The organism is Paenibacillus paridis, from assembly GCF_006345825.1.
Lineage (GTDB): Bacteria > Bacillota > Bacilli > Paenibacillales > Paenibacillaceae > Pristimantibacillus > Pristimantibacillus paridis.
The window spans coordinates 29,285-53,777 of the sequence record NZ_VCIX01000068.1; the positions used below are offsets into that span (position 1 = coordinate 29,285).

General features: G+C 51.3%; 22 protein-coding genes. 7 read left to right on the forward strand and 15 right to left on the reverse strand.

Features of this window, described 5'->3' with window-relative positions:
• Positions 1-380: 380 nt before the first annotated feature.
• Positions 381-1,193, reverse strand: coding sequence for a hypothetical protein (locus FJQ58_RS03960; protein WP_139991130.1), 813 nt, complete (start codon positions 1,191-1,193; stop codon positions 381-383).
• A gap of 536 nt (positions 1,194-1,729) precedes the next feature.
• On the opposite strand from FJQ58_RS03960, the gene FJQ58_RS03965 reads away from it, so the two are divergent.
• Positions 1,730-2,803 carry a glycosyltransferase family 2 protein gene (locus tag FJQ58_RS03965; protein ID WP_139991131.1) on the forward strand — a complete coding sequence of 358 codons (1,074 nt, stop codon included), beginning with the start codon at positions 1,730-1,732 and terminating at the stop codon, positions 2,801-2,803.
• An 8-nt stretch (positions 2,804-2,811) separates the two neighbouring features.
• Here FJQ58_RS03965 and FJQ58_RS03970 read toward each other — a convergent pair whose 3' ends face one another.
• The 4 genes from FJQ58_RS03970 to FJQ58_RS03985 are packed head-to-tail and all read right to left on the reverse strand — an operon-like array spanning position 2,812 to position 6,559.
• On the reverse strand, positions 2,812-3,579 hold the full coding sequence (locus FJQ58_RS03970; protein ID WP_139991132.1) for an ATP-binding cassette domain-containing protein: 768 nt from the start codon (positions 3,577-3,579) through the stop codon (positions 2,812-2,814).
• A 20-nt stretch (positions 3,580-3,599) separates the two neighbouring features.
• Positions 3,600-4,373 (reverse strand): aliphatic sulfonate ABC transporter permease SsuC, encoded by a 774-nt coding sequence (gene ssuC / locus FJQ58_RS03975; RefSeq protein WP_139991133.1) that lies wholly within the window; start codon positions 4,371-4,373, stop codon positions 3,600-3,602.
• A 20-nt stretch (positions 4,374-4,393) separates the two neighbouring features.
• Positions 4,394-5,533: an FMNH2-dependent alkanesulfonate monooxygenase gene (ssuD, locus tag FJQ58_RS03980; RefSeq protein WP_139991134.1), complete on the reverse strand. Its 1,140-nt coding sequence runs from the start codon at positions 5,531-5,533 to the stop codon at positions 4,394-4,396.
• A 36-nt stretch (positions 5,534-5,569) separates the two neighbouring features.
• On the reverse strand, positions 5,570-6,559 hold the full coding sequence (locus tag FJQ58_RS03985) for a sulfonate ABC transporter substrate-binding protein (RefSeq protein ID WP_139991135.1): 990 nt from the start codon (positions 6,557-6,559) through the stop codon (positions 5,570-5,572).
• Positions 6,560-6,835: 276 nt separating this feature from the next.
• Between FJQ58_RS03985 and FJQ58_RS03990 the strand changes: the two genes are divergently transcribed.
• Positions 6,836-8,038 carry a helix-turn-helix domain-containing protein gene (locus FJQ58_RS03990; RefSeq protein WP_162341290.1) on the forward strand — a complete coding sequence of 401 codons (1,203 nt, stop codon included), beginning with the start codon at positions 6,836-6,838 and terminating at the stop codon, positions 8,036-8,038.
• Positions 8,039-8,112: 74 nt separating this feature from the next.
• Here FJQ58_RS03990 and FJQ58_RS03995 read toward each other — a convergent pair whose 3' ends face one another.
• Together FJQ58_RS03995 and FJQ58_RS04000 are read right to left on the reverse strand one after the other, a co-directional pair.
• Positions 8,113-9,162: an anthranilate phosphoribosyltransferase gene (locus FJQ58_RS03995; RefSeq protein WP_139991137.1), complete on the reverse strand. Its 1,050-nt coding sequence runs from the start codon at positions 9,160-9,162 to the stop codon at positions 8,113-8,115.
• Between the two features lie 12 nt (positions 9,163-9,174).
• Positions 9,175-9,792: an ANTAR domain-containing response regulator gene (locus FJQ58_RS04000; RefSeq protein ID WP_139991138.1), complete on the reverse strand. Its 618-nt coding sequence runs from the start codon at positions 9,790-9,792 to the stop codon at positions 9,175-9,177.
• Positions 9,793-10,115: 323 nt separating this feature from the next.
• Between FJQ58_RS04000 and nirB the strand changes: the two genes are divergently transcribed.
• The 5 genes from nirB (at position 10,116) to FJQ58_RS04025 (ending at position 15,616) form a co-directional block, all read left to right on the forward strand.
• Positions 10,116-12,557 (forward strand): nitrite reductase large subunit NirB, encoded by a 2,442-nt coding sequence (gene nirB / locus FJQ58_RS04005; RefSeq protein ID WP_139991139.1) that lies wholly within the window; start codon positions 10,116-10,118, stop codon positions 12,555-12,557.
• A 24-nt stretch (positions 12,558-12,581) separates the two neighbouring features.
• Positions 12,582-12,896, forward strand: coding sequence for a nitrite reductase small subunit NirD (nirD, locus tag FJQ58_RS04010; protein ID WP_139991140.1), 315 nt, complete (start codon positions 12,582-12,584; stop codon positions 12,894-12,896).
• 13 nt (positions 12,897-12,909) lie between these two features.
• A complete protein-coding gene (locus FJQ58_RS04015) occupies positions 12,910-13,776 on the forward strand; it encodes a formate/nitrite transporter family protein (protein ID WP_139991141.1) in 867 nt (288 codons plus the stop codon).
• Complete coding sequence (gene cobA / locus FJQ58_RS04020) at positions 13,773-14,549, forward strand: uroporphyrinogen-III C-methyltransferase (RefSeq protein WP_139991142.1); 777 nt, start codon at positions 13,773-13,775, stop codon at positions 14,547-14,549. The genes FJQ58_RS04015 and cobA overlap by 4 nt, the downstream gene beginning before the upstream one ends.
• 113 nt (positions 14,550-14,662) lie before the next feature.
• Positions 14,663-15,616, forward strand: a complete 954-nt coding sequence (locus FJQ58_RS04025; RefSeq protein WP_238403786.1) for a TRM11 family SAM-dependent methyltransferase — start codon at positions 14,663-14,665, stop codon at positions 15,614-15,616.
• An 8-nt stretch (positions 15,617-15,624) separates the two neighbouring features.
• Here FJQ58_RS04025 and FJQ58_RS04030 read toward each other — a convergent pair whose 3' ends face one another.
• The 8 genes from FJQ58_RS04030 to FJQ58_RS04065 form a co-directional block, all read right to left on the reverse strand.
• Entirely contained in the window at positions 15,625-16,419 is a 795-nt protein-coding gene (locus tag FJQ58_RS04030; RefSeq protein WP_139991143.1) for an alpha/beta hydrolase, read from the reverse strand.
• A 188-nt stretch (positions 16,420-16,607) separates the two neighbouring features.
• Positions 16,608-17,069, reverse strand: a complete 462-nt coding sequence (locus tag FJQ58_RS04035; RefSeq protein ID WP_238403784.1) for a divergent PAP2 family protein — start codon at positions 17,067-17,069, stop codon at positions 16,608-16,610.
• 151 nt (positions 17,070-17,220) lie between these two features.
• Entirely contained in the window at positions 17,221-18,063 is an 843-nt protein-coding gene (locus FJQ58_RS04040) for an MBL fold metallo-hydrolase (RefSeq protein ID WP_139991145.1), read from the reverse strand.
• 6 nt (positions 18,064-18,069) lie between these two features.
• Positions 18,070-18,837 carry an ABC transporter permease gene (locus FJQ58_RS04045; protein WP_139991146.1) on the reverse strand — a complete coding sequence of 256 codons (768 nt, stop codon included), beginning with the start codon at positions 18,835-18,837 and terminating at the stop codon, positions 18,070-18,072.
• The gene (locus tag FJQ58_RS04050) at positions 18,825-19,577 is read right to left on the reverse strand and encodes an ABC transporter ATP-binding protein (protein WP_238403785.1); all 753 of its coding nucleotides are present in this window, start codon (positions 19,575-19,577) and stop codon (positions 18,825-18,827) included. The genes FJQ58_RS04045 and FJQ58_RS04050 overlap by 13 nt, the downstream gene beginning before the upstream one ends.
• A gap of 106 nt (positions 19,578-19,683) precedes the next feature.
• On the reverse strand, positions 19,684-21,393 hold the full coding sequence (locus tag FJQ58_RS04055) for an ABC transporter ATP-binding protein (RefSeq protein ID WP_139991147.1): 1,710 nt from the start codon (positions 21,391-21,393) through the stop codon (positions 19,684-19,686).
• Positions 21,380-23,245, reverse strand: coding sequence for an ABC transporter ATP-binding protein (locus FJQ58_RS04060; protein WP_139991148.1), 1,866 nt, complete (start codon positions 23,243-23,245; stop codon positions 21,380-21,382). Before FJQ58_RS04060 ends, FJQ58_RS04055 begins: the two co-directional genes overlap by 14 nt.
• A gap of 223 nt (positions 23,246-23,468) precedes the next feature.
• Complete coding sequence (locus tag FJQ58_RS04065; protein WP_139991149.1) at positions 23,469-24,482, reverse strand: zinc-binding alcohol dehydrogenase family protein; 1,014 nt, start codon at positions 24,480-24,482, stop codon at positions 23,469-23,471.
• Positions 24,483-24,493 lie beyond the last annotated feature (11 nt).

Below are 24,493 nucleotides of genomic sequence, written 5' to 3' on the forward strand. Positions count from 1 at the left end.
TATAGCCAGCTTCCTAAGCGGCTCTTGATCTGCCAGCTGCGCGATTTCAGCAAGCCCGTTGAATATCCAATAAGCCAGCACCAAATGAATCAACAACACAGTTTGCGCGTAAATATGCGTGACAAGCGAAACGGACATAAAATCATTCAGCGGTATATTCGTATTGATCACCATATCAGGCATCGTCAAAAAAATCATGAGGAATGCCGCCCATTTGGCTTTGCCAAACACCGGTTGCTTCTCATTCAGCCGATGAAGCGCCAATGCTATCAAAATATAACCGATAAAGTCAGGAAGCACATCGATCACGATTCGAATATCAATTAATACAAATACAATTCCCCAGCCAAGACGCCGAAACGCACCCTCGCGCGACATCATCATATATGCTCGCCTCCCGAGCGAACGAATCTCCGTAGCTGTTTTTCGCTAATATACGTATTATGGTTGATTGGGATTTCTTCAAGGACCGAGCGGCCGTCTTCCGTCTTGATGTACAGACGCAGCTTTACCTGATAGATGTCAAACGCAGCAGGAGCTTGATCCGGAATGGACCATTTGTAATCTACCGATAACGAATTTCCTTTCAAAAAACGGACAGGCATATTTAAATGTTCAATCGCCCTTCCAGACATATTCACCGTTAACCAAGGCTCAATCTTGTCCTGGTGGGTTAACTCTATTTTTTCCAAGCTTGCAGCTTCATTGATTAGCAAGGACGAGCTGCCCGTGCCGTCGGAGGATGAGCTCCCCCAATGGTGACTAAGCACTTCTCCCCTCTCCTCCCAAACAAGCGCAATTTCGCCGATCGGCACCTTGCGCGGCTCTCCTTCACTGAAATAGACGGTAGCTTCACGGATGCTAATGGGTATTCTATCCATCGTTTCTATGTCCTCCGCCATCCATACGCCAGATGCCTTCATCATCATTTGATGGGCATAGTTATTCTCGGGATGCAAATGAAACCGAACCCAAGGCAATTCCTCAATTCGAACACTCGTTACCTTGCTGCTTCCCCGCCTATTCTCAAAATAGACAAGCTCCAGCATATCGGATTGGTAGCCGTTCACAGTAATATAATGCTTCAAAAAAAGCGGCTCCTCCAGCTGCGTGCTATCGTAATACCACAGATTTCCGACCCAGCTTCCTGCAATCATCACCAAAAGAGCTGGCCACAAAAAAATACGTTTCATGTACACACCACCTTCTCCCACTTTCCATATTACCATTTATTTAGGAGGTTGATGCCAATCTGAACATATTTACCCCACTTGAACGGCGTTCAGTATAAATTACAACTTGTTCTTTATAACGAATATGTTATGATGATAGCACATGTACTATTTAGAGCTTTCCTTCGCACGATTTTCGGTACGACATCGCTAATGGCTGTCTCCGGCCCTATTAACTGGATTTTGTCCTGTTATTTTAATGGATTTCGGGCACTCTGAAGATTTAGCAGGAATTTGTCCCGTTAATTCTAGGGATTATAACAAATATGTCGTAAACCGGTTAGATTAACGGGAGCCATTCCATCTATTTCATTTTTCCCGCGGATAATGATCGTTTAACGGGAGAAATTCCATCTAAAGTAAGCTGAACAAACGAAATCTATCTTTGAAAATGATTTAAATCCCCTGTTTTTGATCTCACCTATAGCTCTTTTTTTATCGTATATGGTTAGGATGGGTTAAGCTTCGCAATCATGTTTAATTCCGAGGTGGAGCAAATGGATTGTGCCATTAGTGTAATCGTTCCTATTTTCAATGCTGAAAAATGGTTGCTCCGCTGTTTAAACCGCATTCTGCATCAGCCCTTCCACTCGTTTGAGCTGCTGCTTGTCAATGACGGCTCCACAGACCAAAGCGGGGCTCTTTGCGAGGAGTTCGCTGCAAGCGATTCCAGAATTAAGGTGCTGCACAAGCCTAACGGAGGCACAAGCAGCGCCAAAAACGCCGGCCTGCAAGCAGCCAGCGGGAAATATGTCGTTTTTCTCGATGCGGACGACGCCATAGACGAATCTTATTTTGTTAAGCTTTATGCCACGGCGGAGGAGCATGCCTGCGACATCGTTATGAGCGGCTACGAGACCGTTCCTAATAAACTATCCGTAGTCCCCGGTTTCCAGCTGCATACGCTCATGAATGGGAAGCAATTCGTGCTTAGCTCCCCTTCGGTGCATTCTGGCAATGATCTATGTTTTGTTTGGCGGAGCTTGTTTCTGCGAGATATGCTGAAGAAGAACGAAGTGTTGTTTCATGAGGGGCTTACCGTTGGCGAGGATACCATCTTCCATTTGCAAGCCTTGCTATCCGCAAAGCGTGTTTATGCGATCCCGGACCCTTTATATTTTTATACGGTCAACAATTTAGACAGTCTAATGAGCTGCCCCTATAAGCCCTATTTGGAGAAGAGCCTTTCTCTGCAATACGAGCTGCGGCAGCGGCTTTCCGAAAAATCCGGGCTTCTCGCCCACAAGCATTACAAAAAAGACATGGCAGCCTACCACATCCGCTCCATTCTTGGCATGCTTTTGCGTAATGTGAGAAACAGCCCTATCCCCGTCAGCAAATCGGATGTAGCCAGAGTAATCAACCTAAACATGATTACAAGGAGCACGAAGGAGCTTAGCTTTACGTATGCGTGCCCCGGCTTCAAAGAATATCTCTATTATTTGGCGATTAAGTTCAAGTGGTCTGCCGTGCTATTCCGCTGGGAATTCCATCCGCCTGCCGTCGCCTCGTTCCTGTCCTTTGGCATCCTAGGGCGAAGCAAGCGAATGAACAACCGAACCTTTCGTTAACCTGCCGGTCAAATCGAATAAGAGACTACTCTCTGCTCATGCTTGCCTCTCTCCAAAATCCGGTCCAAAATCAACTTTTCAAAATGAACAAAGTCATTATCTCTCTCGCGTGGCCGATCAAGCGTAATCATCAGATCAAGCGCGATATGGCCATTTTCAATGAGGATGACCCGGTCCGCAAGCGCTACGGCCTCGCTGACATCATGCGTTACAAGCACGGCGGTAAATTGCTGCTTTGCCCAAAGCTCCTCAATAAGCTGCTGCATGTCGATTCGCGTAAGCGCATCTAGTGCGCCGAGCGGTTCATCAAGCAGCAGCAATCGCGGCTCGCCAACCAAGGCCCGCGCCAGCGCAACCCGCTGGCGCTGCCCTCCCGACAGCACGCCCGGCCATTCCTTGGCCCGATCCCGCAGCCCTACGAGTCCCATCGCTTCAAGCGCTTTTTCTTTGTCGCCAGAACCGGATTTCACGCCGATCTTCACATTGTCCACGCAGCGCTTCCAAGGCAGCAAGCGGGCATCCTGGAACAGCATCCTCGTGTCCTCGCGGATGCCATTGATTTCCGAATCGTCCAGCGCAAGCCGTCCCTGCGTCGGCTCCTCGAGGCCCGCAATCAGCCGCAGCAACGTGCTTTTCCCGCAGCCGCTCCGTCCGACAATCGCCACAAATTGCCCCGCGGGTATGTCCAGCTTCACGCCTTCAAGCACGATTTTATCCCCAAAGCGCTTTCCTGCTTCCTCTATGAGCAGTCTTGCACCCGATGAATGGTTTCCCATAAGCTTATTCCCTCCATTACCTACCGTTTCACGTAATTCGGATGCCATTTCAGCAGCTTTTCCTCCAAGATTTTAGCGGCAGTATCCGAAAGCTTCCCTAATATCGCATACATAATGATGGCAAGCACAACGACATCGAGGCGCATAAACTCGCGCGCATTCATCGCCATATAGCCGATGCCCGAGTTGGCGGAGATCGTCTCGGCAACGATAAGCGTAAGCCACATAAAACCAAGAGCATACCGGACGCCAACCAAAATAGACGACAATGCGCCGGGCAAAATCACTTCCTTGTAAAGAGCAAAGCCCCGAAGGCCATAAACCTTGGCCATTTCCACTAGACCGGGGTCAATGGAACGGATGCCATGCAGCGTGTTCAAATAAATCGGGAAAAATACGCCGAGCACCACCAAAAACACTTTGGCGGTCTCTCCGATGCCAAACCACAAAATCACAAGCGGAATAAGCGCCAAATGCGGCACATTGCGAATCATTTGGATAGAGCTGTCAAGCAGCCGGTTCGCCGTCTGCGATAAACCGTTAAGCAAACCGAGCAGGAAGCCGATTCCTCCGCCAATAGCAAAACCAATAAACGCCCGCCACGTGCTGCTGCCGATATAATGGAACAACTGCCCGGATTTTGTCATGGCAATGCCGGCCTCCGCTACCTGTAGCGGGGTCGGCAAGGTACGGCTGGAAATCCAGCCAAATTGTCCAAGCAGCTGCCAAATGATTAAGATAACGATCGGAACGATGGCAGGAGCAATACGACTATTGATCAATCGGGTAAACATGTTTATGATTGCTCCTTCCGTTACGTTGCACTGCCCGTTTTCGGGCGTTTGTTGTAAGCGACCAGCTCTCCGGAAGCTGCAATGCCGCCATGCTCTTCACTTGCCTGCGCCTTCAGAGGCAAACACGGAAACAGCAGCTCTGCCGAGCGGTAAGCCTCCTCTAAGTGCGGATAGCCCGATAGAATGAACGTTTCAATGCCAAGCTCCGCATATTCCTTCATTCGTTCGGCGACGGTATCCGCGTCTCCTACAAGCGCCGTACCCGCCCCGCCGCGAACAAGTCCAATGCCTGCCCAAAGATTAGGCGAGATCACGAGCGAAGCTTTGTCTCCGTTATGCAGCTCGCCCATCCGCTTCTGCCCTACGGAATCATAACGGGCAAGAATACGCTGCGCCTCGGCAATCGTCTGCTCATCGACGTGACTGATGAGTTGATCGGCTGCCGCCCACGCCTCTTCGTTTGTCTCTCTGACAATGACATGCAGCCGAATGCCGAATTTCATCTTTTTCCCTCTCGCTTCGGCAAGCTTCCGCACCTCGGCGATCTTCTTCGCTACTTCCGCAGGGGGCTCTCCCCAAGTCAAATAACAATCGACATGATCGGCGGCAATTTGCATCGCAGCAGGAGAAGAGCCTCCAAAATAAATCGGCGGATACGGCTTCTGAAGAGCAGGAAACATGACCTCCCCCGACTCTACCCGTACGTATTTGCCTGCAAAATCCACTTCTTCTCCCTGCATCATCCGCCGCCATACCGTCATAAACTCGTCGGTTTGCTCGTAACGTTCGCCATGCGAGAGGAAGATGCCGTCTCCGCCAAGCTCATGCGGATCGCCGCCGGTAACAACATTAACGAGCAGCCTGCCGCCGGAGAGCCTATCGAAAGTCGATGCCATCCGCGCTGAAGTCGAAGGGGACATGAGGCCCGGACGGATAGCTACCAAAAACTTTAATCTGCGCGTCATTCCAATAAGGGAAGAAGCCGCAACCCACGCGTCCTCACAAGCCTTGCCTGTCGGAAGCAGCACCCCATGGTACCCTAACCGATCAACAGCTTGAGCAATTTGCCGGATGTAATCATAATCTACCGCGCGGGCACCTTTCGAGGTGCCCAAATACCTGCCGTCCCCATGCAGGGGAATAAACCAAAACAGTTCCATATTCGCTCTCCTTAATCCTTTGCAGGGTATGAAGGTTTATTTGATTACCGCATCGCTAACTTTAAGTTCAGAAGGAATCAACTCCAGTTTGAAAAAGGTATCTGCGATGCTCTGCTGCGCTTGAAGCGTCTCATCGCTAACTCGGATGACGCCCCAGCCGCGGTGAGCCAGTGCTTGCTCAAGCGGAGCTGCGTCAAGTCCGAGCGCAGGCGCAAGCAGCTTAGCCACTTCAGGCTGATTGTCCTTTGCCCATTTATCCGTTTCTTCCAACTGGTCCAAAATGACATCTACAGCCTTTGTATTCGACTTTGCAAAATCGCGTGAAGCTAAATAGAACTCATAGTTCTTCACAAGTCCTTCGCCATCCGCAAGCACGCGCGCTTTCGTAGCTAGCTGTGCAACAGAATAGAATGGCTCCCAGATCACCCAAGCGTCTACATTTCCGCTCTCGAACGCCGCTCTCGCATCTGCAGGCGGCAGATACACAACCTCCACATCACTGTAGGCCAAGCCCTCTCGCTCCAAATATTTGACGAGCAAGTAATGAACGTTCGAGCCTTTATTCAATGCAATTTTCTTGCCTTTGAGGTCGGCCGATGATTGAATCGGCGAGTTTTCAGGCACAAGAATGCTTTCAGCCTTAGGGCTTTCAGGCGAATGTGCCAAGTATACGAGCGGCGCACCCGCAGCCTGCGCAAAAATCGGAGGCGCCTCGCCGGTATGGCCGAAGTCAATGCTTCCAACGTTCAAAGCTTCCAGCAGCTGCGGGCCGCCGGGAAATTCCGTCCATTCCACTACGTAGCCAGCTTCCTTCAGCTTCTCCTCCAGTCCTCCGCGTTCCTTCATAATGTTTACGGAAGCATACTTCTGATAGCCGATCCGAACCGTCTTCGCTTTCGTGCCGTTGGAACCTGCATCCTTGCCCGAATTATTCGCGCTGCATGCCGAAACAACCAGCAATGCCGCCAGCATCAGGAGAACTGCCCAGCCTCTGCCCTTCTTTTGAACCCGTTTGCTCTTATTCATCTCTGCTCACTGCCCCTTTTCTTCTTCTCGGTTTGCTAATGCTTATAATTCCAATTAACTTACTAAGATTTGTATAACTCGAAATTATCATCTCCGTTTTGGACTGTCAACAAAATGAGGAAAGAAGAGCGGCTATGAGGAGGAATGAGGAAAATCAGCCGCAATTCGCATTTATCAATTGAAGTTTAAGAAGCTATAGCTTATCATTATAAATAACTCATAATTCCTATGTATTAACTTTGAATTAATGATGCAGTAGAAATGGAGTGCTCCCCTATGATGAATGAACGCTTGAATCTTCTAAGCCTGCAGGAAGCGATGGATATACTGGGCATCAGCCGTGCGACCATCGACCGCTGGCGCAAGGATAAGCAGCTTCCTCATATTAAAATAGGCAAGGAAGTTTGGATCGATCCCCAGCAGCTTCAGGCTTGGGTGAAGCAGCATGGTATTTCGGGAGAACAGCAGCGCAGTGCCATGACGGGCAGCTCCAATGAGAAGACCGTCACCATCGGCTACCAAAGCGGGGCCGCCCTGTTATGGAGCCCATTGATTATTAAACAGCTGGGCTTATTCGAAGAGGAGCTGCGAAGGATCTCGCCGGCGACGCGCTATCAAATTGCCTGGGTCAACGCTCCAAACGGAATGGAGCTTGTCGAGGAGCTCATTGCCGGACGCGTCCATATCGCATCGGTTGGCGATTATCCGATTATCGCCAGCCGCGCGCTTAGCAATATCCTTCCGCGCTTCCAGCCTCAGGTCATCGCCTTCGATGGGAAAACGAGCAGCGGGGGCGGAATCTCGTTAGTCGTTCCTGCCGGAAGCAAAGTTGATCATTTAGATGCCTTATCCTCGTTATCAATTTCTACAGTAGGCAACTCCAGCTCCTCTTACCGCCTGAAAGAGTGGATGAATACGTTCGGCCTGCACTCTGAGCCTATCATACACCGCGGCATGGGCGATTGCCTCAGCGGAATTCTCGGGGGCCAAGTGGGCGCAAGCATGCTGTGGGAGCCTTATTTAAGCTGGGTTCAATCCATCGGCGCAGGCATTCCGCTGCTTTCGGAAGGGATTGGCGGCGATTACTTGACCGGTTTAGTTACCGATGGCAATTGGTCCAGGGAGAATGAGCCGATCGTCATCGCTTACTTGAAAGCCCATCTGAGAGCGCATGAGTTCATCCGCAATGAGCAGGACCGAGCAGCGGAGCTTATTCAGCAGGCAAGCGGCTTTCCACTCCCGCTCGTAAGCCGGGTGTTATCGCAAATTCGCTGGGACGCCTCTATTTACAGCCGTGATCTGCAAACCTTGAACCGATCAAGTGAAGGAAAAACCGACTGGCTGTCCGCGCATAAGCGGGATACCGGTGGCCTTGAATTCCGCAAGCAATATTTACAGGAAGCCGTCGAGGCGCTGAAGCTTCCCCTATTGCCGGATTCTCCGCTGCCTGGAGAATGGTCAAGCGACAATGTATATTAGAGGTCCGTCCCGATATTATGAAGCGTAAAAGAGGCTAACGGATCATTTGCCCGGCAGCCTCTTCTTTAATCCTCTTAAGTTGTTCGGCAATGCAAAGCATTCTCGCCCATCATCGCATGTTGCCATTTGTGGTAAAGCTCCAAAGGCGCGCCTTGATCCAGTAAATCCTTGCAGACATATAACCCTTCCTCGACCGATTCCACTTTCTCTGCCAAATGGAGCCGAACCGCGGCATTAAGGAGCACTTGATTAGTGAAGGCCATGTGGCCGCACCCTTGCAGCACGGCCTCCGCCTCATGAAGCTGCCCGGCCGCTGTCCAATCGATTTCAGGAACGGAAGTTAAAAGCCCGTATGCGTCCGGATCAATGATATGAAGCTGCGATTCCCCGTTTTCCACAAAGTAAGTGCGAGTCGGCCGCTCGATAAACAAATCCTCGGAGCCCTCCATGCCTTGCACGATGAGCGCTTTATGGTAATGAAGCTGGTTCGCCAGCTTTGCCATCCGCTCGAATACAGTATTATGGTAGACGCCAAATATTAAATATGGGGAATGAGAATAATCGATCAGCTTCTCGGCTGTATTCAGCACGGTTCGCATGCCCAGCTCGATTCGAATCGAACGAAGCGCCTTCAGCGGCGGACACCATTCCTCCGCCGGAACGTAAAGAACCCCGGTATCAGAAGCCGCTTTAACGATCTGCTCACGGGATAGAAGAGCAGCGTCGATGCCAGCCTCACGCAGCAAGTCATGCAGCGTAATTCCCCATTTCGGCGGCAGGGATTCCGAGCCGTGCAGCGTAACAGGCAGACCCGCGGCAGCAAGGACAAAGGAGGTGGGAAAGGTCGCATAGAACGACTTTTTCCTGCCGTCATAGGGACCAGCGCAATCAAGCCCCTGCTGTATTGGCGCGCGGTAAGCACGGCTTCGGCATGCCGCAGCGAATGCTTCAAGCTCTTCCACGCTTTCCATCTTCATTCGCTCCGCAATAAAAAAAGCTCCGATTTGGGCTGGGGTCGCCTTGAGATCAAGGATTGCATTTGCCGCGAGCAGCGCTTCCTCATAGCTAAGATCCCGCGCCCCCCGTTTTCCTCGACCTACTTCCTTAAGCAGATTCGTAATCATGGCATGGCCCCCTTATTTCTGATCCTGAAGGATTTGATAAACTTTCACGATCGACGTAGCGACGTCCACCATTCGCTTGCGTTCATTCATCGCCTGTTTTCGAAGCACATCATAAGCTTCCGCTTCGGATATATTTTTGATTTTGCACAATATCCCCTTCGCCATATCGATCCACTTCCGCTCCTCGAGGCGCCCCTCCAGCTGCTTCTTTTCATTCATCCATTGCAGTCGTTCAAAGCATTGCTTTGATCCAAAATGGAGTGCCCAGTGCAGCTCCTGCTCGCTCATGGAAGGCGTCAGTATCCCGTCAACAGGCACTTCATCCTCACAGAAGGCAGCTGACAAAGAAGCGGTACCCACACTGCACCACCACAGCATGGGTACCGTTTTATGCTTTAGAAGCTTTACGCCCCACATCTTCGCCTCATCGAGCGGCAAATGCAGAATAACCGCATCCGCGCTGCTCATATGCAGCTCGGCCTTTTGTTCGTCACCAGCCCGCAAAACCTGATAGCCAAACGATTCGAGCTTATATTTTGGCGTATGCTGTTTGGACAATTCCTCAAGCTGAGAGTCCTGGACCGCTCCCCCGATTGCCGCACGTTGCTCGACTACTAACAAAGAACGCATGTAGAAGCGCCCCCTCCTATTCGACTTTTTATCAAACAAAGCACAAGTCGATACCTTTGTGATTATATATAACATAAAACTCTTGAGTTTGTCACCAAACAAGTTTTTTCATCGCCTACCATGTCATATATATTGACACAAACTCAATTGGTGTTGTATATTTACGTTAGCAACCACATATCATTCTCGAATACAACGATGTATTCGGTTATAAGCGGCAAAGAAGCCTGCTTTCGTTTTCAAGGGAGAAGTACGTTTTTCCTTTGATACGGAGCAGGCTTTTATGATTTTACAGAGACAGCGTTCGAGAGGAGAGAAACACAATGACAGCAACCAAAAAGAAATTAGTGTTGATCGGCAACGGCATGGCGGGGGTTCGCGCAATCGAGCATTTATTGAAGCTTTCTCCTGAAAGCTACGACATTACCATATTCGGCGCCGAGCCGCATCCCAATTATAACCGTATCATGCTTTCCTCCGTTTTGGCCGGCGGCGCCGATATGCAGGAAATCATCATTAACGATTGGAGCTGGTACATCGAAAACAATATTACACTGCACACGGGCCACAAAATAACAAACATCGATACGGAACGCAAAAAAGTTACCTCCCATCTAGGTATTGAAGCAGCTTACGACGCTCTCATCATCGCCACCGGGTCCAACCCGTTCATGCTGCCTCTTCCCGGCGCAGACAAGGAGGGCGTAATCGCTTTCCGTGATATTCACGATTGCGAAGTGATGATGGATACGGCCAAAAAATACAAGAAGGCGGTCGTCATTGGCGGCGGTTTGCTCGGGCTCGAAGCCGCACGCGGCCTTCTTCATCTCGGGATGGAGGTTAACGTCGTCCATATTCATAGCTACTTAATGGAGAGGCAATTGGACGAGGCAGCCTCCAAAATGCTGCAGCGCGAGCTCGAAGCGCAAGGGATGCAATTCTTATTGAAAAAAAGCACAGCGGCCATCAAAGGGAAGCGGCGGGCTAGTGGGCTTGCCTTTACGGATGGCACCGAGGTGGATGGCGACCTTGTTGTGATGGCTGTCGGAATTCGGCCGAACATAGAGCTTGCCAGAGCGGCGGGCATTGACGTCAACCGCGGCATTGTCATCGATGACTTTATGCGAACGAGCCTGCCAGACATTTATGCTGTCGGCGAATGTGCTGAACACCGCGGCATCGCCTATGGCCTGGTTGCCCCGCTTTATGAGCAAGGTGCAGTGCTTGCCAAACTTCTGGCAGGTGTAGAAACCGCTGGTTATACTGGCTCTGTTACCTCAACCAAACTAAAAGTTTCCGGCGTTGATGTGTTCTCAGCTGGACGATTCGGAGATTCACCAGGCACGCGCTCGTTAAAGCTGCAGGACGATCTAGCCGGCACTTACAAAAAAATCGTGATCCAGGATGGAAAGCTCGTTGGCGCAGTCTTGTTCGGCGACACTTCCGATGGCGCTGAATTATTTGCTTCTATTAAGAAAGGCGAATCCGTAGCAGGGCGAGAGAAGGAGATTTTGCTCGGCATTTCCTCGGAGCTGCTTGGCCAATCTTCTGGGAGCAGCCGACTTGAAGCAATGGCCGAAGACGAAATCATCTGCGGCTGCAACGGCGTATCCAAAGGAACGATTGCCGATGCCATTACGAATAAAGGCTACAATACCGTTAGCTCGATTAAATCCTGCACGAAAGCCTCCGCTTCCTGCGGCGGCTGCAAGCCGCTTGTTGAAGGCTTATTGAATCTATATTCAGGCGACTCTATTGGCGAACCTGTCAAGGAAGGCATTTGCGGCTGCACGACGCTTAACCGGGACGAAATCGTCGAAGGCATCACCAAGATGCGCCTCATGAGCACGAACGAGGTCATGAACGTGCTTGGCTGGCATAATCCCGAAGGCTGCACGAAATGCCGCCCGGCTCTCAACTACTATCTTGGCATGCTTTATCCGGAAGAGTACGTCGACGAGAAAGAATCCCGTATCACCAATGAGCGTTATCATGCTAATATTCAAAAGGATGGCACTTTTTCTGTGGTCCCCCGCATTTACGGCGGCGTAACCTCCCCTGCGGATCTTAAGAAAATCGCCGAGGTTGCAGAGAAATTCGAAGTTCCCATGGTTAAATTCACAGGCGGACAGCGGCTTGACCTTCTGGGCGTGAAGAAAGAAGACCTCCCCAAAATTTGGGCAGAGCTGGATATGCCTTCCGGGCACGCCTACGGCAAAACGCTTCGTACCGTTAAAACTTGCGTGGGCAATACCTTCTGCCGATTCGGCACGCAGGATTCCATCGGTATGGGCATTCGGATGGAGAAAGCCTTCGAGCGGCTGAACGCTCCAGCCAAGGTGAAGCTGGCGGTATCCGGCTGTCCCCGCAACTGCGCGGAATCCACAATCAAGGATCTTGGCGTCATCGCCATCGACGGCGGCTGGGAGCTGCATGTTGGAGGCAATGGCGGCATCAAGGTAAGAGCGACCGAGCTGCTTACAATCGTTAAGACTGAGGATGAAGTTATGGAATGGTCCTCCTCCTTCTTGCAGCTGTACCGTGAACAGGCGCAGTGGAACGAGCGTACTGCCCAGTGGATTGAGCGAGTCGGCCTTGACTATGTCAAGAAAGCGCTCGAGAAGCAAGAGGACCGCCTCGCCCTAACGGCGCGAATCGAGAAGACGCTTAGCCTAACTACGGACCCCTGGAAGCAAATCATCCAAACCGACGAGCTTCGCAAAAATTTCGAGCAGCTCTCCGGCGCTCAGCCTGCACAAATTTAAGATTACTCTGGGAGGTATACACAGATGACAACAAAGCTGCTTGTAGCCAACCTATCGGATATCGATGTGTTGGGCTCACGTACCATTAAGATTCAAAATACCGAAATTGCTGTATTCCGTCTAACTGACGGCAGCGTGCTGGCGGTAGAAAATAAATGCCCGCATAAAGGCGGCGTATTATCGGAGGGAATGGTGTGCGGCACAGCCGTACACTGCCCGCTTCACGATTGGAAGATCGACCTTCGCAGCGGACGTGCGCAGGAGCCGGATGAAGGCTGCGTGACGACCTTCGAAACCGAAATTGATCGGGAGAGCGGCTCTATTTATGTAACGATTTAAGGAGGACACCACAATGGCGTATATCAAACCCGCTGACGTACTAGACGCCATGATCGACACTGGGACTGCAAAAGCAAGCTTAGGCGCCTTTCAGATGGTCATTCGCGGATTTCTAGGAGGCGCAATTCTTGCCTTTGCCACAACGCTCGCATTTACGGCTGTCAACCAGACCTCGATCGGCTTGGTTGGGGCCCTTGTCTTCCCGGTCGGCTTCGCCATGATCGTCCTGCTTGGCTTTGAGCTGGTGACTGGCAGCTTCGCGCTCCTTCCGCTTGCCGTGCTTGAACGTAAAACAACCACTTCTCGGATGCTGTCAAGCTTCGGGTGGGCCATACTCGGCCATTTGATCGGCTGCGGATTGTATGCCGTGCTTTATGGCTTGACGGTGACAAAGATGGGAACGGACATGAGTAATCCTTTGGTTCAAACACTAATCCAGGCCAGTGAAACCAAAACGATAGGGTATGCGAAAATGGGCTTTAACGGCTTGCTGCTCGTCACCATCAAAGCCGTGCTTTGCAACTGGATGGTTACGCTTGGCGTCGTAATGGCCTTTACGTCCAAATCAACCGCCGGCAAAATTTTAGCGATGTGGCTGCCGATCCTTACGTTCTTTGCCCAAGGCTTCGAGCATGCCGTCGTCAATATGTTCGTCATTCCCGCGGGCATGCTGCTTGGCGCAGACGTCACGCTTGCGGATTGGTGGCTCTGGAACCAAATTCCCGTATTGATTGGAAATTTTATCGGCGGCGCTCTCTTTACCGGTCTCTTCTTCTATTATTCCCAGCGCAAGCCCTCTTCAAAATCAGCCGCAACTTTGCAAATCGTAAAGCCAGCGGCCACTAAAGCGGCGGAAAAAGCCAAAGGGAGCAGCTTATGAGACATTTAACGTCAGGCAAGGTCTATATTGTGGGTGCAGGTCCTGGTGATCCGGAGCTGATTACAGTGAAAGCGATGCGGCGTATCCAAGAGGCTGAGGTTATTTTGTACGACCGGCTGATCAGCAAGGAATTGCTCGGCTACGCCAGACCCGAGGCCGAGCGGATCTATTGCGGCAAAGCGCCCGGTTCACATGCGATGTCCCAGCAGTTAATCAATGAAGCGCTCGTCCGCTATGCGCGGGAAGGCAAAACGGTCGTCCGTCTCAAAGGCGGCGACCCGCTCGTCTTCGGAAGAGGCGCGGAAGAGGCGCTGGCACTCGCCGCATGGGGGATTCCTTATGAGATCGTGCCGGGTATAACATCCGCCATCGGAGCCGCGGCAGCGGCTGGCATTCCAGTCACTCACCGTGAATATGCCGCTTCCTTTGCTTGCGTTACCGGCAGCCGCTGCCATGGCGATAAATCGCCGATCCGCTGGGATTTACTGGCGCATAGCGTAGATACGCTTGCCATCTATATGGGTGTCAGCGAGCTCCCCGCCATTCGGGAAGAGCTATTGAAACACGGCAAATCCCCGACTACGCCCGTTGCGCTTATCGAACGCGGCACGACCCCTCAGCAGCGTACGCTGATTGGCACACTATCCGACATTCATACGATTGCTGTCTCGATGAAGCTAAGCAATCCGGCGCTGATCGTCATCGGTGAGGTCGTTAGGGTAAGGGAACGACTTCTGCATGCCGAGCAGCAGGCCATGCAACAAATCGGCTAACCACCCGCCTCAGTCCGCCTTTTGCCGCTTCTATTCCCCTGTCGCATGACGGCGCTCGTTCATTTAACGTATAATAGAAGACTCAGCACGTTAATGAAAAGGATGCGACAACACTGACGATAAAAAAGCATGAGCCATTATATATCTATACCTACGGATACCGCTTGGAGGAAACCGAGCTTTGCCAGCTGGAGATGCGTACTTTTTTTGGAACCCATTCGGAAACCGGTCTTCTGAAGAGCGTGATTCCCATTCATCCTGACCGCAGTCCGTTTATGAGAGAACGCCTTGAAGTGCTCTATGAGGGCGAATGCTTGGAGGAGATATGGGAACAAGTCAAGCAGATTGAACTGAAGAACGAAACCTTCAAAGTCATCTTTATCAAAATGAATGATTTGACGCCTGACAATAAAATCGAGTTTGATGAGCAGCGCAGCATTGAGCGCGATATTGGCATTTATATTGAAGGGGAAGCAGATGTTCGTCAGCCCGACCATGTTTTTGGCATATTGACTTTGGGGGGACGCTGGTACTTTGGGAGTTATATCAAAAGCAAAGCCGTCTGGCTAAACCATATGCAGAAGCCCCGCAGCTATTCCATCGCTTTAAGCACGCGCGTAGCGCGGGCAGTCGCCAACATCGCCGTGCCCGATCCGGCAAAAGTTAAAGCGATTGATCCCTGCTGCGGCATCGGAACGGTGCTCGTTGAAGCACTCTCCATGGATATCGATATCGTAGGCCGGGATATCAACCATTTCGTCGTGCAAGGCACCCGGGAGAACCTGGTTCATTTCGATTTGCAAACGGAAGTAGTCTGCGGAGATATTTCGGAGGTAACGAACCACTACGATGTAGCTATTGTGGACATGCCATATAACCACTTTTCCCACACTACGCCGGAGGCGCAGCTAGCCTTGCTCCAGCATACCCGCCGGATCGCGGACAAAGCCGTTATCGTAACGGTAGGCGCGATCGACGAGCTGATTGCAAGCGCAGGCTTTACAATCCAGGATCGCTGCACGACCCGGAAAGGCAATTTTATCCGGCAAATTATCCTATGTAAGTAGAAGGCGGCTTATTTAAAATTTTGGAAAGCAAGCCAGGACGCGCACGCATCCGTCCAGCTTCGCGTGTGCTCCTCATCGTCTGCTAAGCCTAAGCCATGCCGTCCCTTGGCATAGACATGCAAATCAAATGGAACCTTGTGCTTGCTGAGTGCTGCTGCGAACAAGAGGCTATTTTCTACAGGAACAGCTGCGTCGTCGGACGTATGCCATAAGAAGGTAGGCGGCGTGTCCTCCGTTACATTGAGCTCACTGCTGAGCTGCTCTGCTTGGGCAAGCTCCGCTCCTTTGCCAAGCAAATTGTCACGCGATCCCTCATGCGCAAACGGTCCATGGAGCGTGATCACCGGATAGCATAAGATTAGCAAATCCGGCCGGCATGACATTTGCTCAATGACATCTTCCGCTTCTTTATTTCCTTTGTCATAGCTTGTCCCTGCATTGGAAACTAAATGGCCCCCGGCAGAGAAGCCCAACACACCAATTTGATCCGGATTAATGCGAAATTGCTCCGATTTGAATCTTACGGTGCGAATTGCGCGTTGAACATCAAATAATGCGCTTGGATACTGGTAAGGAGCAACACGGTATCTTAGCACAAATGCAGAAATACCAAGCCCATTCAACCACTGCGCAATCGGTTCTCCCTCATGATAAGCTCTCATACCGTACCCTCCGCCTGGACATACGATCACGGCAGGGCGATTGTCGCCTTCCACAAGATACGGCGTAATTGCCGGACAATCCTCATCTGCATTCCCAAGGGCGTAAGGCGCCCCGTGCATCCATAACAACTGCTCTGTCATCCGCATTTCCCCCTAGATTTTCTACATATAAAATGGCTGCTGTCCCCATTATATAACGATGTAAGCGCTACAGCCAATAAAATGTACATGCTCTAACAAGTGTGCTCGTAACCAAGAACAACAAACTTAAACAGGCTTAAGCTATGATCAGCCTAAGCCTGTCTAGAAAATATATGATGGCTGCTGCTTTACCTATTCGCCGTAACGGCACTAAGAAAGCCTATCACCGCGCCAAGCATAGATCCCGCCGCCACCTCGCGAGGCTGATGGCCAAGGCTCTCCTTCAACCTCTCGCGCCTGCGCTTATGGTATATGCCTGGCTCACGGCCCGCAAGCCGCTCCATGTCTTCGTCCAAATCATTGACCTGCACCGCGATTTCTCCCGCATGCCTGCGGATATTCATCGCATCATACATCACAATGATGCCAAGCATTGCTGAGATGGCAAAGGCCGGAGTCCTCACTCCATATCGCGTTGCCGTATAAGCGGCCAACGCCGATACACCGCTTGAATGCGAGCTGGGCATTCCGCCAGAGCCTACTAATTTTCTAACGTCGCATTTACCGGTTTTTGCATAATGAACGGGCAGTTTAAGCAGCTGTGCCGCCCCTACCGCCGCAAGCGCCGTAACCAAACCTCGGTTTGCCAAAGGCAATCACCCTCCCCCATTTGCTGATTACACCGTAGGTTGCCCTTTATTCAGCACAATCATGCGGGGCATCCGCCAACAGATTCATTGGCATCGGCATTATGATTGCTGGCGTGATCGTATTTAAGCTGAAATAACTATCACTCAGCCTTTACTTCATATAGATGAATCGCTCGCCGGGAGCGAACATATGAAACTTTTGGGACGGATAATGGCGATAGATGTAATCGACGAAATAAGCCGGATTCTCATCATTGTGCGGGAACAAGCCATAATGCATCGGAATAAGCAAATCGGCATGGCTTTGCACCGCAATTTCAATCGCTTCGCGGTAATTGCAATTGCCAACGATGCCTTGTTCGCCGCGAACGAAGTCCTTTCCGTTAATAGGCATCAACGCGATATCGACCTGCCTGCTTTGCAGCCAGGTCACCAACTCAGGAAAGCCGACCGTATCTCCCGCATGATAGAGACGAAGGTCCCCAAAGCTCGCTGCAAACCCCAAAAACCGATGCTCTCCCGCTTCATCCTGCTCAAACTGCTCATGCTTGGCAGCGAATGCTTCCAGCGTAATTCCTCCATCCAGCTCCAAGGTTTGTCCATGGGAGATGCCGATGAGCTGCTCGTCCCGCAGTCCCCATTCCTTGACTAGAGGCAAATGTGCTTTGGATACGATAAATCTCGTTTTGGATGATTTCCCGATGGCTTGCAGCGTTAGCTTGTCCATATGGTCCTCATGATGGTGCGAGCAAACAACATAATCGACATCCAAACATTGCGAAGGCGCAAGCGGCGATTCAAACGCCCTCATCCACGGGTCTCCGCTGAGCTCATGCACCCAGTTTGTCAAGTAAGGATCGAAGAGTACCTTCGTCTGCTTCCATTTCACAAGAAAACCTTCTTGCCCCAGTGCCCAAAGCGCAAGCGCCTGCTCTGGCAGTTCAGTAGCTGCAATCTGATCCTCTAATGCGGTTCCGCTGTTATATACCTCCACTAACGATCATCCCTTCCGCTCTGGCTCTATGCTTAATAAACGCAAATCTTTGGTAAACCACTCCCGATAACTTAGCAAGCTCAAAATAATGCTTGTAACGGCTGCCGAGCTAGCGAATGCAAATACGATCAGAATCTGGTAACGCACCGCTTCGATCGGATCGGCTCCTGCAATAATCATGCCTGTCATCATCCCAGGAAGCTGAACCAGTCCAACTGTTTTCATGCCATCAATGGTTGGAATCATGCTGGATTTGACCGAGCGCTTCATCGCATCCTGAATCGCCTGCCTGGCTGTCGCCCCAAGCGAGAGCAGCGTCTCGATCTCTCCTCTGGAGGAGCCGACCTCTCTTCTCATTTGATTCAGCAGCAAGCCTGACACCACCATTGCATTTCCAATCGTCATGCCGCTGATCGGAATGATATATTGCGGCGTAGCCTCAATGATGCGAAAACCTAGCAGCAGACCCATCATAAGCAGCTCCGTCGAAGCGATCGCAATAGCAATCTTCCAGACAATGCCCCGCAGTCCCTTGCCTCTTTTGCCAGCATGGTATGAAGCTACCCCAATCATTAACAGAAGGATCAATGCAATAAACCATGGATTGCTGGTATTAAATATAAATTGAAGCACATAACCAACTAACAGAAGCTGGATCGCGGAGCGAATCGTTCCGATTGCAATATCCCGCTCCAGCCCGAGCTTCTGCCATACCGATACTAGCATCGTAATCATAACAAATAGCAGCGTAAAGCTGAGACCTAGGATAGACATGGCTGCTCCTTAGAGGAGGAACCCTGCATGTAATTCCGCGCTGTCTCCGTTGATGGGCCCGCAAAGAAAGAGGCCGTAGCGCTATTCTCCAGCAGCGTCCCTTCTCCCATAAACCACACCTGTCCGCTTATTTGCCTCGCCTGCTCCAGATCATGCGTAACCCAAATCATGGTCGTCCCCTCCGCAGTATGCCACTCCTGCAGCACTTGTTCCACAAGCTCCTTGCTGCCGCGGTCCAGCGAAGCCGTCACTTCATCCAGCAGCAACACCTCGGGGCGCAGCAGAAGCGAGCGCAGCAGCGATATCCGCTGCTTCTCGCCGCCAGAGAGCAGCTCCGCGTTTTTGCCAAGCTCCAGATGCTCCAGCCCTAGACGAGGCAGCAATTGCTTGACCAGCTTCTCCTCATAAGGGATGCGGTGGAGGAAACTAACGGTACGGAGGTTTTGCTCCACGCTGCCTTGAAGCATGGCCGGCTGCTGGGCAACGTAGCAAACCTTCATTCTCCAAGCCCTCGGATCCATCTCGCTTTGCGGAACACCGTGTAAGCCAACGCTGCCTTCATCAATACCGTCCAAAGCGGCCAACATGCGCAGCAGCGTGCTTTTCCCTTGACCTGATACACCTAGAAGAGCAATCATCGCTGGCTCGGTGATATGTGCCGATACATCCATAAATAGAGGACGCGTATCCTCACCCGTTCGGTTTTTCCTTACTTGTTGCAATTCCAAAACTGGCTTCACGGTTGTCCTCCTTGCTTCTTCCTTTCCATTATAGCGTTATAGGCACTATTCTTAAATCGCGAAAACAAATGCGATGGCAACTTGCCCAGGAACAAATAGAAAACCCTTAATGCTGGGCCATTAACAGCTGCTGATATACCTTGCCGCTCGCAAGCAGCTCCGCATGCGTGCCCGTTTCCGCTAATGCGCCTTGATCCATGACAAAGATGACATCGGCATTCTCTATCGTAGACAAGCGATGGGCAATCATAATCGTCGTCTGCCCATTCCTTCGCTCCTCAAGTGCGCCGAGCAGCTGCCGCTCCGTCTCCAAATCAAGGGCGGAGGTCGCCTCGTCAAGCACCAAAATTTCCGGGTCGCTGACAAGGGCCCGCGCAATGGCAATGCGCTGGCGCTGTCCGCCGGATAGCTTAATGCCCCGCTCGCCGATGTCGGTATCATAACCGTCCGGCAGGCTCAGAATAAAATCATGGATCTGCGCGATACGGCATGCTTCCTCAACGTCTGCTTCCGTTACGCCGTCTCTGCCCAGCATCAGATTTTCTCGAATCGTATCGGAGAACATATAGGGGTCCTGAAATACGATCGATACCTTCTCTGCCCACTGCCTGCGGTCATACTCCTGTGCACGAACGCCATTGAGCGTTAAAGTTCCCAGCGGCATATCATAGAAACGGACCAGCAGCTGGGCGATTGTCGACTTGCCGCCGCCGCTTGTGCCAACGAAAGCAATTTTCCTTTTCACTGGAAGATCGGCCGTAAATCCGCGGATCACCTCGGGTAGCTCCGGCGAGTAGCGAAAGCTCGCTCCTTCAAAGGTTAAATTTCCGATTTCCCCTTCCATGCTTCTTCTGCCCTCATCCTGCTGCTCCAGCTCCAAGATGCGCTGCACTCTGTCCACATTCGCCAGTTGAGAAGACATCCCCATTATAAATTGAAACAAATTATAGAAGGCATCCGACATTTGGGTAGAAAATTGGAACAAGATAACGAAAGTTCCGATGGACATTTGATTATGGATCAGCTGCATGCCGCAGTAGCCAAGAACGAGGATACCGATGCCCCATTTCATCGGATCGCTGTAACGGATTTGCCGGTTTACGAGCTTCCCTTCTTCCATAACCTGTTCAAAATAATCCGAGAACATTTTCTGGTAAAGCTTCTCTTCCCATTTCAATCGGTGGTATGCAACGACCTCGCGAGTCGACGCTACGCCTTCCTCAATTTGAATAAGCAATGCCGTACGCTTCTCCGCCACCCGCTTAGCCTGCGCCTTCAGCTTTGGCGTAAAGTAGTAGCCTATTAATACGTAAATGGTGCAAAGCGCTACGATCATCAACAGCAGAACCGGGCTGGCCAAGCCGATAATGACCATTAAGATGCAAAGGTTCAGTACCTCCTGCATGCCGCGCGGAATTTGCCAGCCGATAACGCTCGCCGAAAGAAACAAATCCTGCGTGAACGAATAAACGTATTTCCCCGTCCTCTCGCTTTGGAAACGCTCGATCGGTACGCCTTCAAGGCGCTTCAGCATGCGGGAGAGCAAGGAACGGCTAACCGCAAATTCATTGCGCACCAAGCTTCGGCTAGTCATCGTAAACATAAGGGAATATACGGTGCCCGCCAAGGCGAAGACAGCAATCACAATCGGCAGCAGCTCGTAGTTCCCTTGCGTGAATACGTCATCAATTAATATTTTTTGAATATAGACAAGTGTGTAGTTGGACACCGATTCCAGTGCGAGATAGAGCAGCACGGTTAGATAAGTGCCTTTTAGCATCACCGAATTGGACCAAAATATTTTAAGATATTTCATGCGCTACTCTCCTCTCCGCCGCTTCCGATTGCCCAATTTCCAGCTCATACAACAGGCCTTTGCGGGCAAGCAGCTCATCATAACTGCCTGACTCCGCTACTCGGCCCTCGTGAATGACCACAATTTTGTCAAAATGCTTAACCGTTGACAGCCGATGCGCGATTGCAATCGTCGTCCGGTTCACAAGCACCTCATCCAGCGCGCGCTGGACCTCGTACTCGCTGACGTTATCTAAGGAGGACGTCGCTTCATCGAGCAAAATAATAGCCGGCTGCTTCACGAACATACGCGCGATGGACACGCGCTGCTTCTGTCCGCCGGACAGCTTCATCCCGCGTTCGCCAACCAGCGTGTCGTAGCCATCCGGCAGCAGCATAATAAAATCATGCGCATAAGCCGCTTTGGCAGCTGCGACCACCTCATCGTCACTGGCTTCCGGCTTGCCGAACCGAATATTTTCTTTAATCGAAGACCCGAACAAGTAGGTTTCCTGAAAGACGTAGCCAATCGATTCCCGAAGCCGCTCCAACGCAAGTTGGTGAATCGGAACCCCGTCAAGCCGAATGACGCCGGACGTCGGATCATAAAACCAGCCAATCATTTTGAACATTGTCGTCTTGCCGTTACCGCTCGCTCCTACGAAGGCAACCTTCTCCCCCGGTTTAATCGTCAGCGAGAAACCGTTGATTACAGGGGGCTGCTCCGGATATTGAAAGTGGACGTCTTCAAATACCAACCCGCCTCGCACCTCGTCCAATACGATTGGTTCTGCCGGGTCTTCAATTTCGATAGGCTTATGCATGAAACGAAACAGCGGAATGGTCTGGTGGATAATTAGCTTCTGCTCCGTGAGCTGCGTAACGAGCAGGGTAAGCCTGAACATCGTAGTCATGTACAGGAGGGTAAATGCGATGAAGCCGCCTAGCGTAATCCAATTGTTTTGCAAAGAGTAGTAACCGGCAATGAATAAAGCGATAGCGCCCAAATAAAAGGTGAAGCGCCTGAAGCTTCCCCGTCCGAAGCTGTAGGTTGCGGCGAGCAAATAATAATGAGACCAGCTTTTGTGCTTGCCCAGGGTGCGCTCATGGTACCAGGGCTGCGAGCCGAATGCGCGGAATTCGCGCAAGCCGGATATGCTCTCGTAGATGGATTGATTGTACTCAATTCGGGATTGGCCCGATTGCCTTCCATAAAGAGCGGCTTTGCGCTCGAAATACGGTCCGAACAAATAATATAGCCCGAAGGTCGGCAGCATAATCAAGCATAACCAACCGCTAATGCTTAGGAGCAGCACGATGGCTACGGCTATAAACAGCAGGTTATCGATGACGCTTGGCAGCACGTTCCGATATATTTTCTGGACGGACGCAACCTCCGAGTTGAACATGGACAGCGTCTCTCCAGCCGGATGACGTTCATAATGGGCAAAGCCTAGCTTGCGCAAGTGCTTGAAGATTGCGGTCTGCATATCCCGCGAAGCTAGCTCGCCTATCGTCCGCTGCAGCAGGTTCCGATAGTTTTTGGCAACGAGCATCAGCAAATTGATGGCGGTAAGCACCGCCAAAATAATAAAGAAAAGCGATGTATCCTTGCTCGGCACCACATGATCGATCACGTATTGAATCATTTTCGGCGTCAGCGTTTCTCCGGCTACGGCCATAGTTCCGCACGCGGCTAGCGCGGCAATTTGTTTCTTGTATGGCGTTAGAAACCGCAGTGCCCAGACATAGGAACGCTTGGACTCGTCAAGCTCATGCTTTTGTTTTTCTTTTTCCGTTTGTTTCTTCGGATGATCGTCTTCCTCGCGTGCGATTCGACTATCAGCCTCCTCTTTCTGCTCTGTCTTTGGCATCGTTATTCCCCCTAGCTCTTTCTTGCTAGCCCCTATCGGCAGCCTAATATTTGGCAGTTAGCTACCAATCATAATTCCGCTCTGCCTCCATTGTCAACGGTCGATATGATTATAGACGTTCTATACCGCAATCCCTCTTGGAAGCCCAAACGAACAGAAAGCCCGGCTCAAGGCTAAAGCGCCTTTTTTCGCCGGACTTTCTATTGTATTTGCCATAACTAAATTATAATTCCACCATTGCTTTGATGACCTTGGATTCCGGTCTCAGCCAGCTGTCATAGCGGCTGATCATTTCGCTGAACGACGAGCGGTGCGTAATGAAACTGTCGACATCGATACTGCCGCTTCTTAGCGCCTCCTGAACAGCGGCAAAATCCTCAATCGTCGCATTGCGGCTCCCCATCAGCGTCATTTCCCGCTTGTGAAACTCCGGGTCGTTGAACGTAAGATCCGCCTTCACCAGTCCTACATACACAAGCTTGCCGCCATGTGCGACGAGTCCGAACGCATCCGTCATCGACCTTGCATTTCCGGTCGCATCGAACACGACGGTCGGAAACTCACCGTCCGTTAACTCGGCAAGGCGCTCCTTTGCGCCCTGCAGTGCATTTACGGTTTCATCAACTCTCGCCCATTTCCTGCAAAAGGCCAGACGCTCCTCCTGAATATCCATCGCGATGACACGCGCTCCACGATGCTTCGCAAATGCCATAACGCCAAGGCCAATTGGCCCTGAGCCGATAACCAGTACCGTTTCTCCCTCACGAAGCTCCGAGCGGCGAACCGCATGCGCGCCAATGCTCAGCGGCTCCAGAACCGCCGCCTGGTCCAGCGTCAGCCCACTAACAACGAGCAAATGCGTTACCGGTACAACAATTTTCTCCCGCATGCCGCCATCAATATGAACGCCTAGTACCTGCATAGCCGTGCAGCAATTCGTTTTCCCATAGCGGCAGGCAATACAAACTCCGCAGTGCATATAAGGAATGATGCTCACTTGATCGCCAGGCCGAATGTTTCCCGCTGGATCATCCGCCTGTTCAACGATCCCCGCCAGCTCATGCCCCAGCACTCGCGGATAGGAGAAGAAGGGCTGATTTCCTTTATACGCATGCAAATCTGTGCCGCATATGCCGATTCTGCGTATCCGAACCACAGCTGTCCCGGGCTGCAGCACCGGTTCCTCCTGCTCCACCAGACGAAGCTGGTCGATCTGCTCACATACGATTGCTCTCATCTTGCCAGCTC

What these genes read in the sequence shown, in the direction of transcription:
- FJQ58_RS03985 (WP_139991135.1), bottom strand. Translation starts at nt 6,559, where the DNA reads ATGAATAAGAGCAAACGGGTTCAAAAGAAGGGCAGAGGCTGGGCAGTT.
- FJQ58_RS04000 (WP_139991138.1), bottom strand. Translation starts at nt 9,792, where the DNA reads ATGCGTTCTTTGTTAGTAGTCGAGCAACGTGCGGCAATCGGGGGAGCG.
- nirD (WP_139991140.1), top strand. Translation starts at nt 12,582, where the DNA reads ATGACAACAAAGCTGCTTGTAGCCAACCTATCGGATATCGATGTGTTG.
- FJQ58_RS03970 (WP_139991132.1), bottom strand. Translation starts at nt 3,579, where the DNA reads ATGGGAAACCATTCATCGGGTGCAAGACTGCTCATAGAGGAAGCAGGA.
- FJQ58_RS04030 (WP_139991143.1), bottom strand. Translation starts at nt 16,419, where the DNA reads ATGACAGAGCAGTTGTTATGGATGCACGGGGCGCCTTACGCCCTTGGG.
- cobA (WP_139991142.1), top strand. Translation starts at nt 13,773, where the DNA reads ATGAGACATTTAACGTCAGGCAAGGTCTATATTGTGGGTGCAGGTCCT.
- nirB (WP_139991139.1), top strand. Translation starts at nt 10,116, where the DNA reads ATGACAGCAACCAAAAAGAAATTAGTGTTGATCGGCAACGGCATGGCG.
- FJQ58_RS03990 (WP_162341290.1), top strand. Translation starts at nt 6,836, where the DNA reads ATGATGAATGAACGCTTGAATCTTCTAAGCCTGCAGGAAGCGATGGAT.
- FJQ58_RS04065 (WP_139991149.1), bottom strand. Translation starts at nt 24,482, where the DNA reads ATGAGAGCAATCGTATGTGAGCAGATCGACCAGCTTCGTCTGGTGGAG.
- ssuD (WP_139991134.1), bottom strand. Translation starts at nt 5,533, where the DNA reads ATGGAACTGTTTTGGTTTATTCCCCTGCATGGGGACGGCAGGTATTTG.
- FJQ58_RS03995 (WP_139991137.1), bottom strand. Translation starts at nt 9,162, where the DNA reads ATGATTACGAATCTGCTTAAGGAAGTAGGTCGAGGAAAACGGGGGGCG.
- FJQ58_RS04060 (WP_139991148.1), bottom strand. Translation starts at nt 23,245, where the DNA reads ATGCCAAAGACAGAGCAGAAAGAGGAGGCTGATAGTCGAATCGCACGC.
- FJQ58_RS03960 (WP_139991130.1), bottom strand. Translation starts at nt 1,193, where the DNA reads ATGAAACGTATTTTTTTGTGGCCAGCTCTTTTGGTGATGATTGCAGGA.
- ssuC (WP_139991133.1), bottom strand. Translation starts at nt 4,373, where the DNA reads ATGTTTACCCGATTGATCAATAGTCGTATTGCTCCTGCCATCGTTCCG.
- FJQ58_RS03965 (WP_139991131.1), top strand. Translation starts at nt 1,730, where the DNA reads ATGGATTGTGCCATTAGTGTAATCGTTCCTATTTTCAATGCTGAAAAA.
- FJQ58_RS04015 (WP_139991141.1), top strand. Translation starts at nt 12,910, where the DNA reads ATGGCGTATATCAAACCCGCTGACGTACTAGACGCCATGATCGACACT.
- FJQ58_RS04055 (WP_139991147.1), bottom strand. Translation starts at nt 21,393, where the DNA reads ATGAAATATCTTAAAATATTTTGGTCCAATTCGGTGATGCTAAAAGGC.
- FJQ58_RS04045 (WP_139991146.1), bottom strand. Translation starts at nt 18,837, where the DNA reads ATGTCTATCCTAGGTCTCAGCTTTACGCTGCTATTTGTTATGATTACG.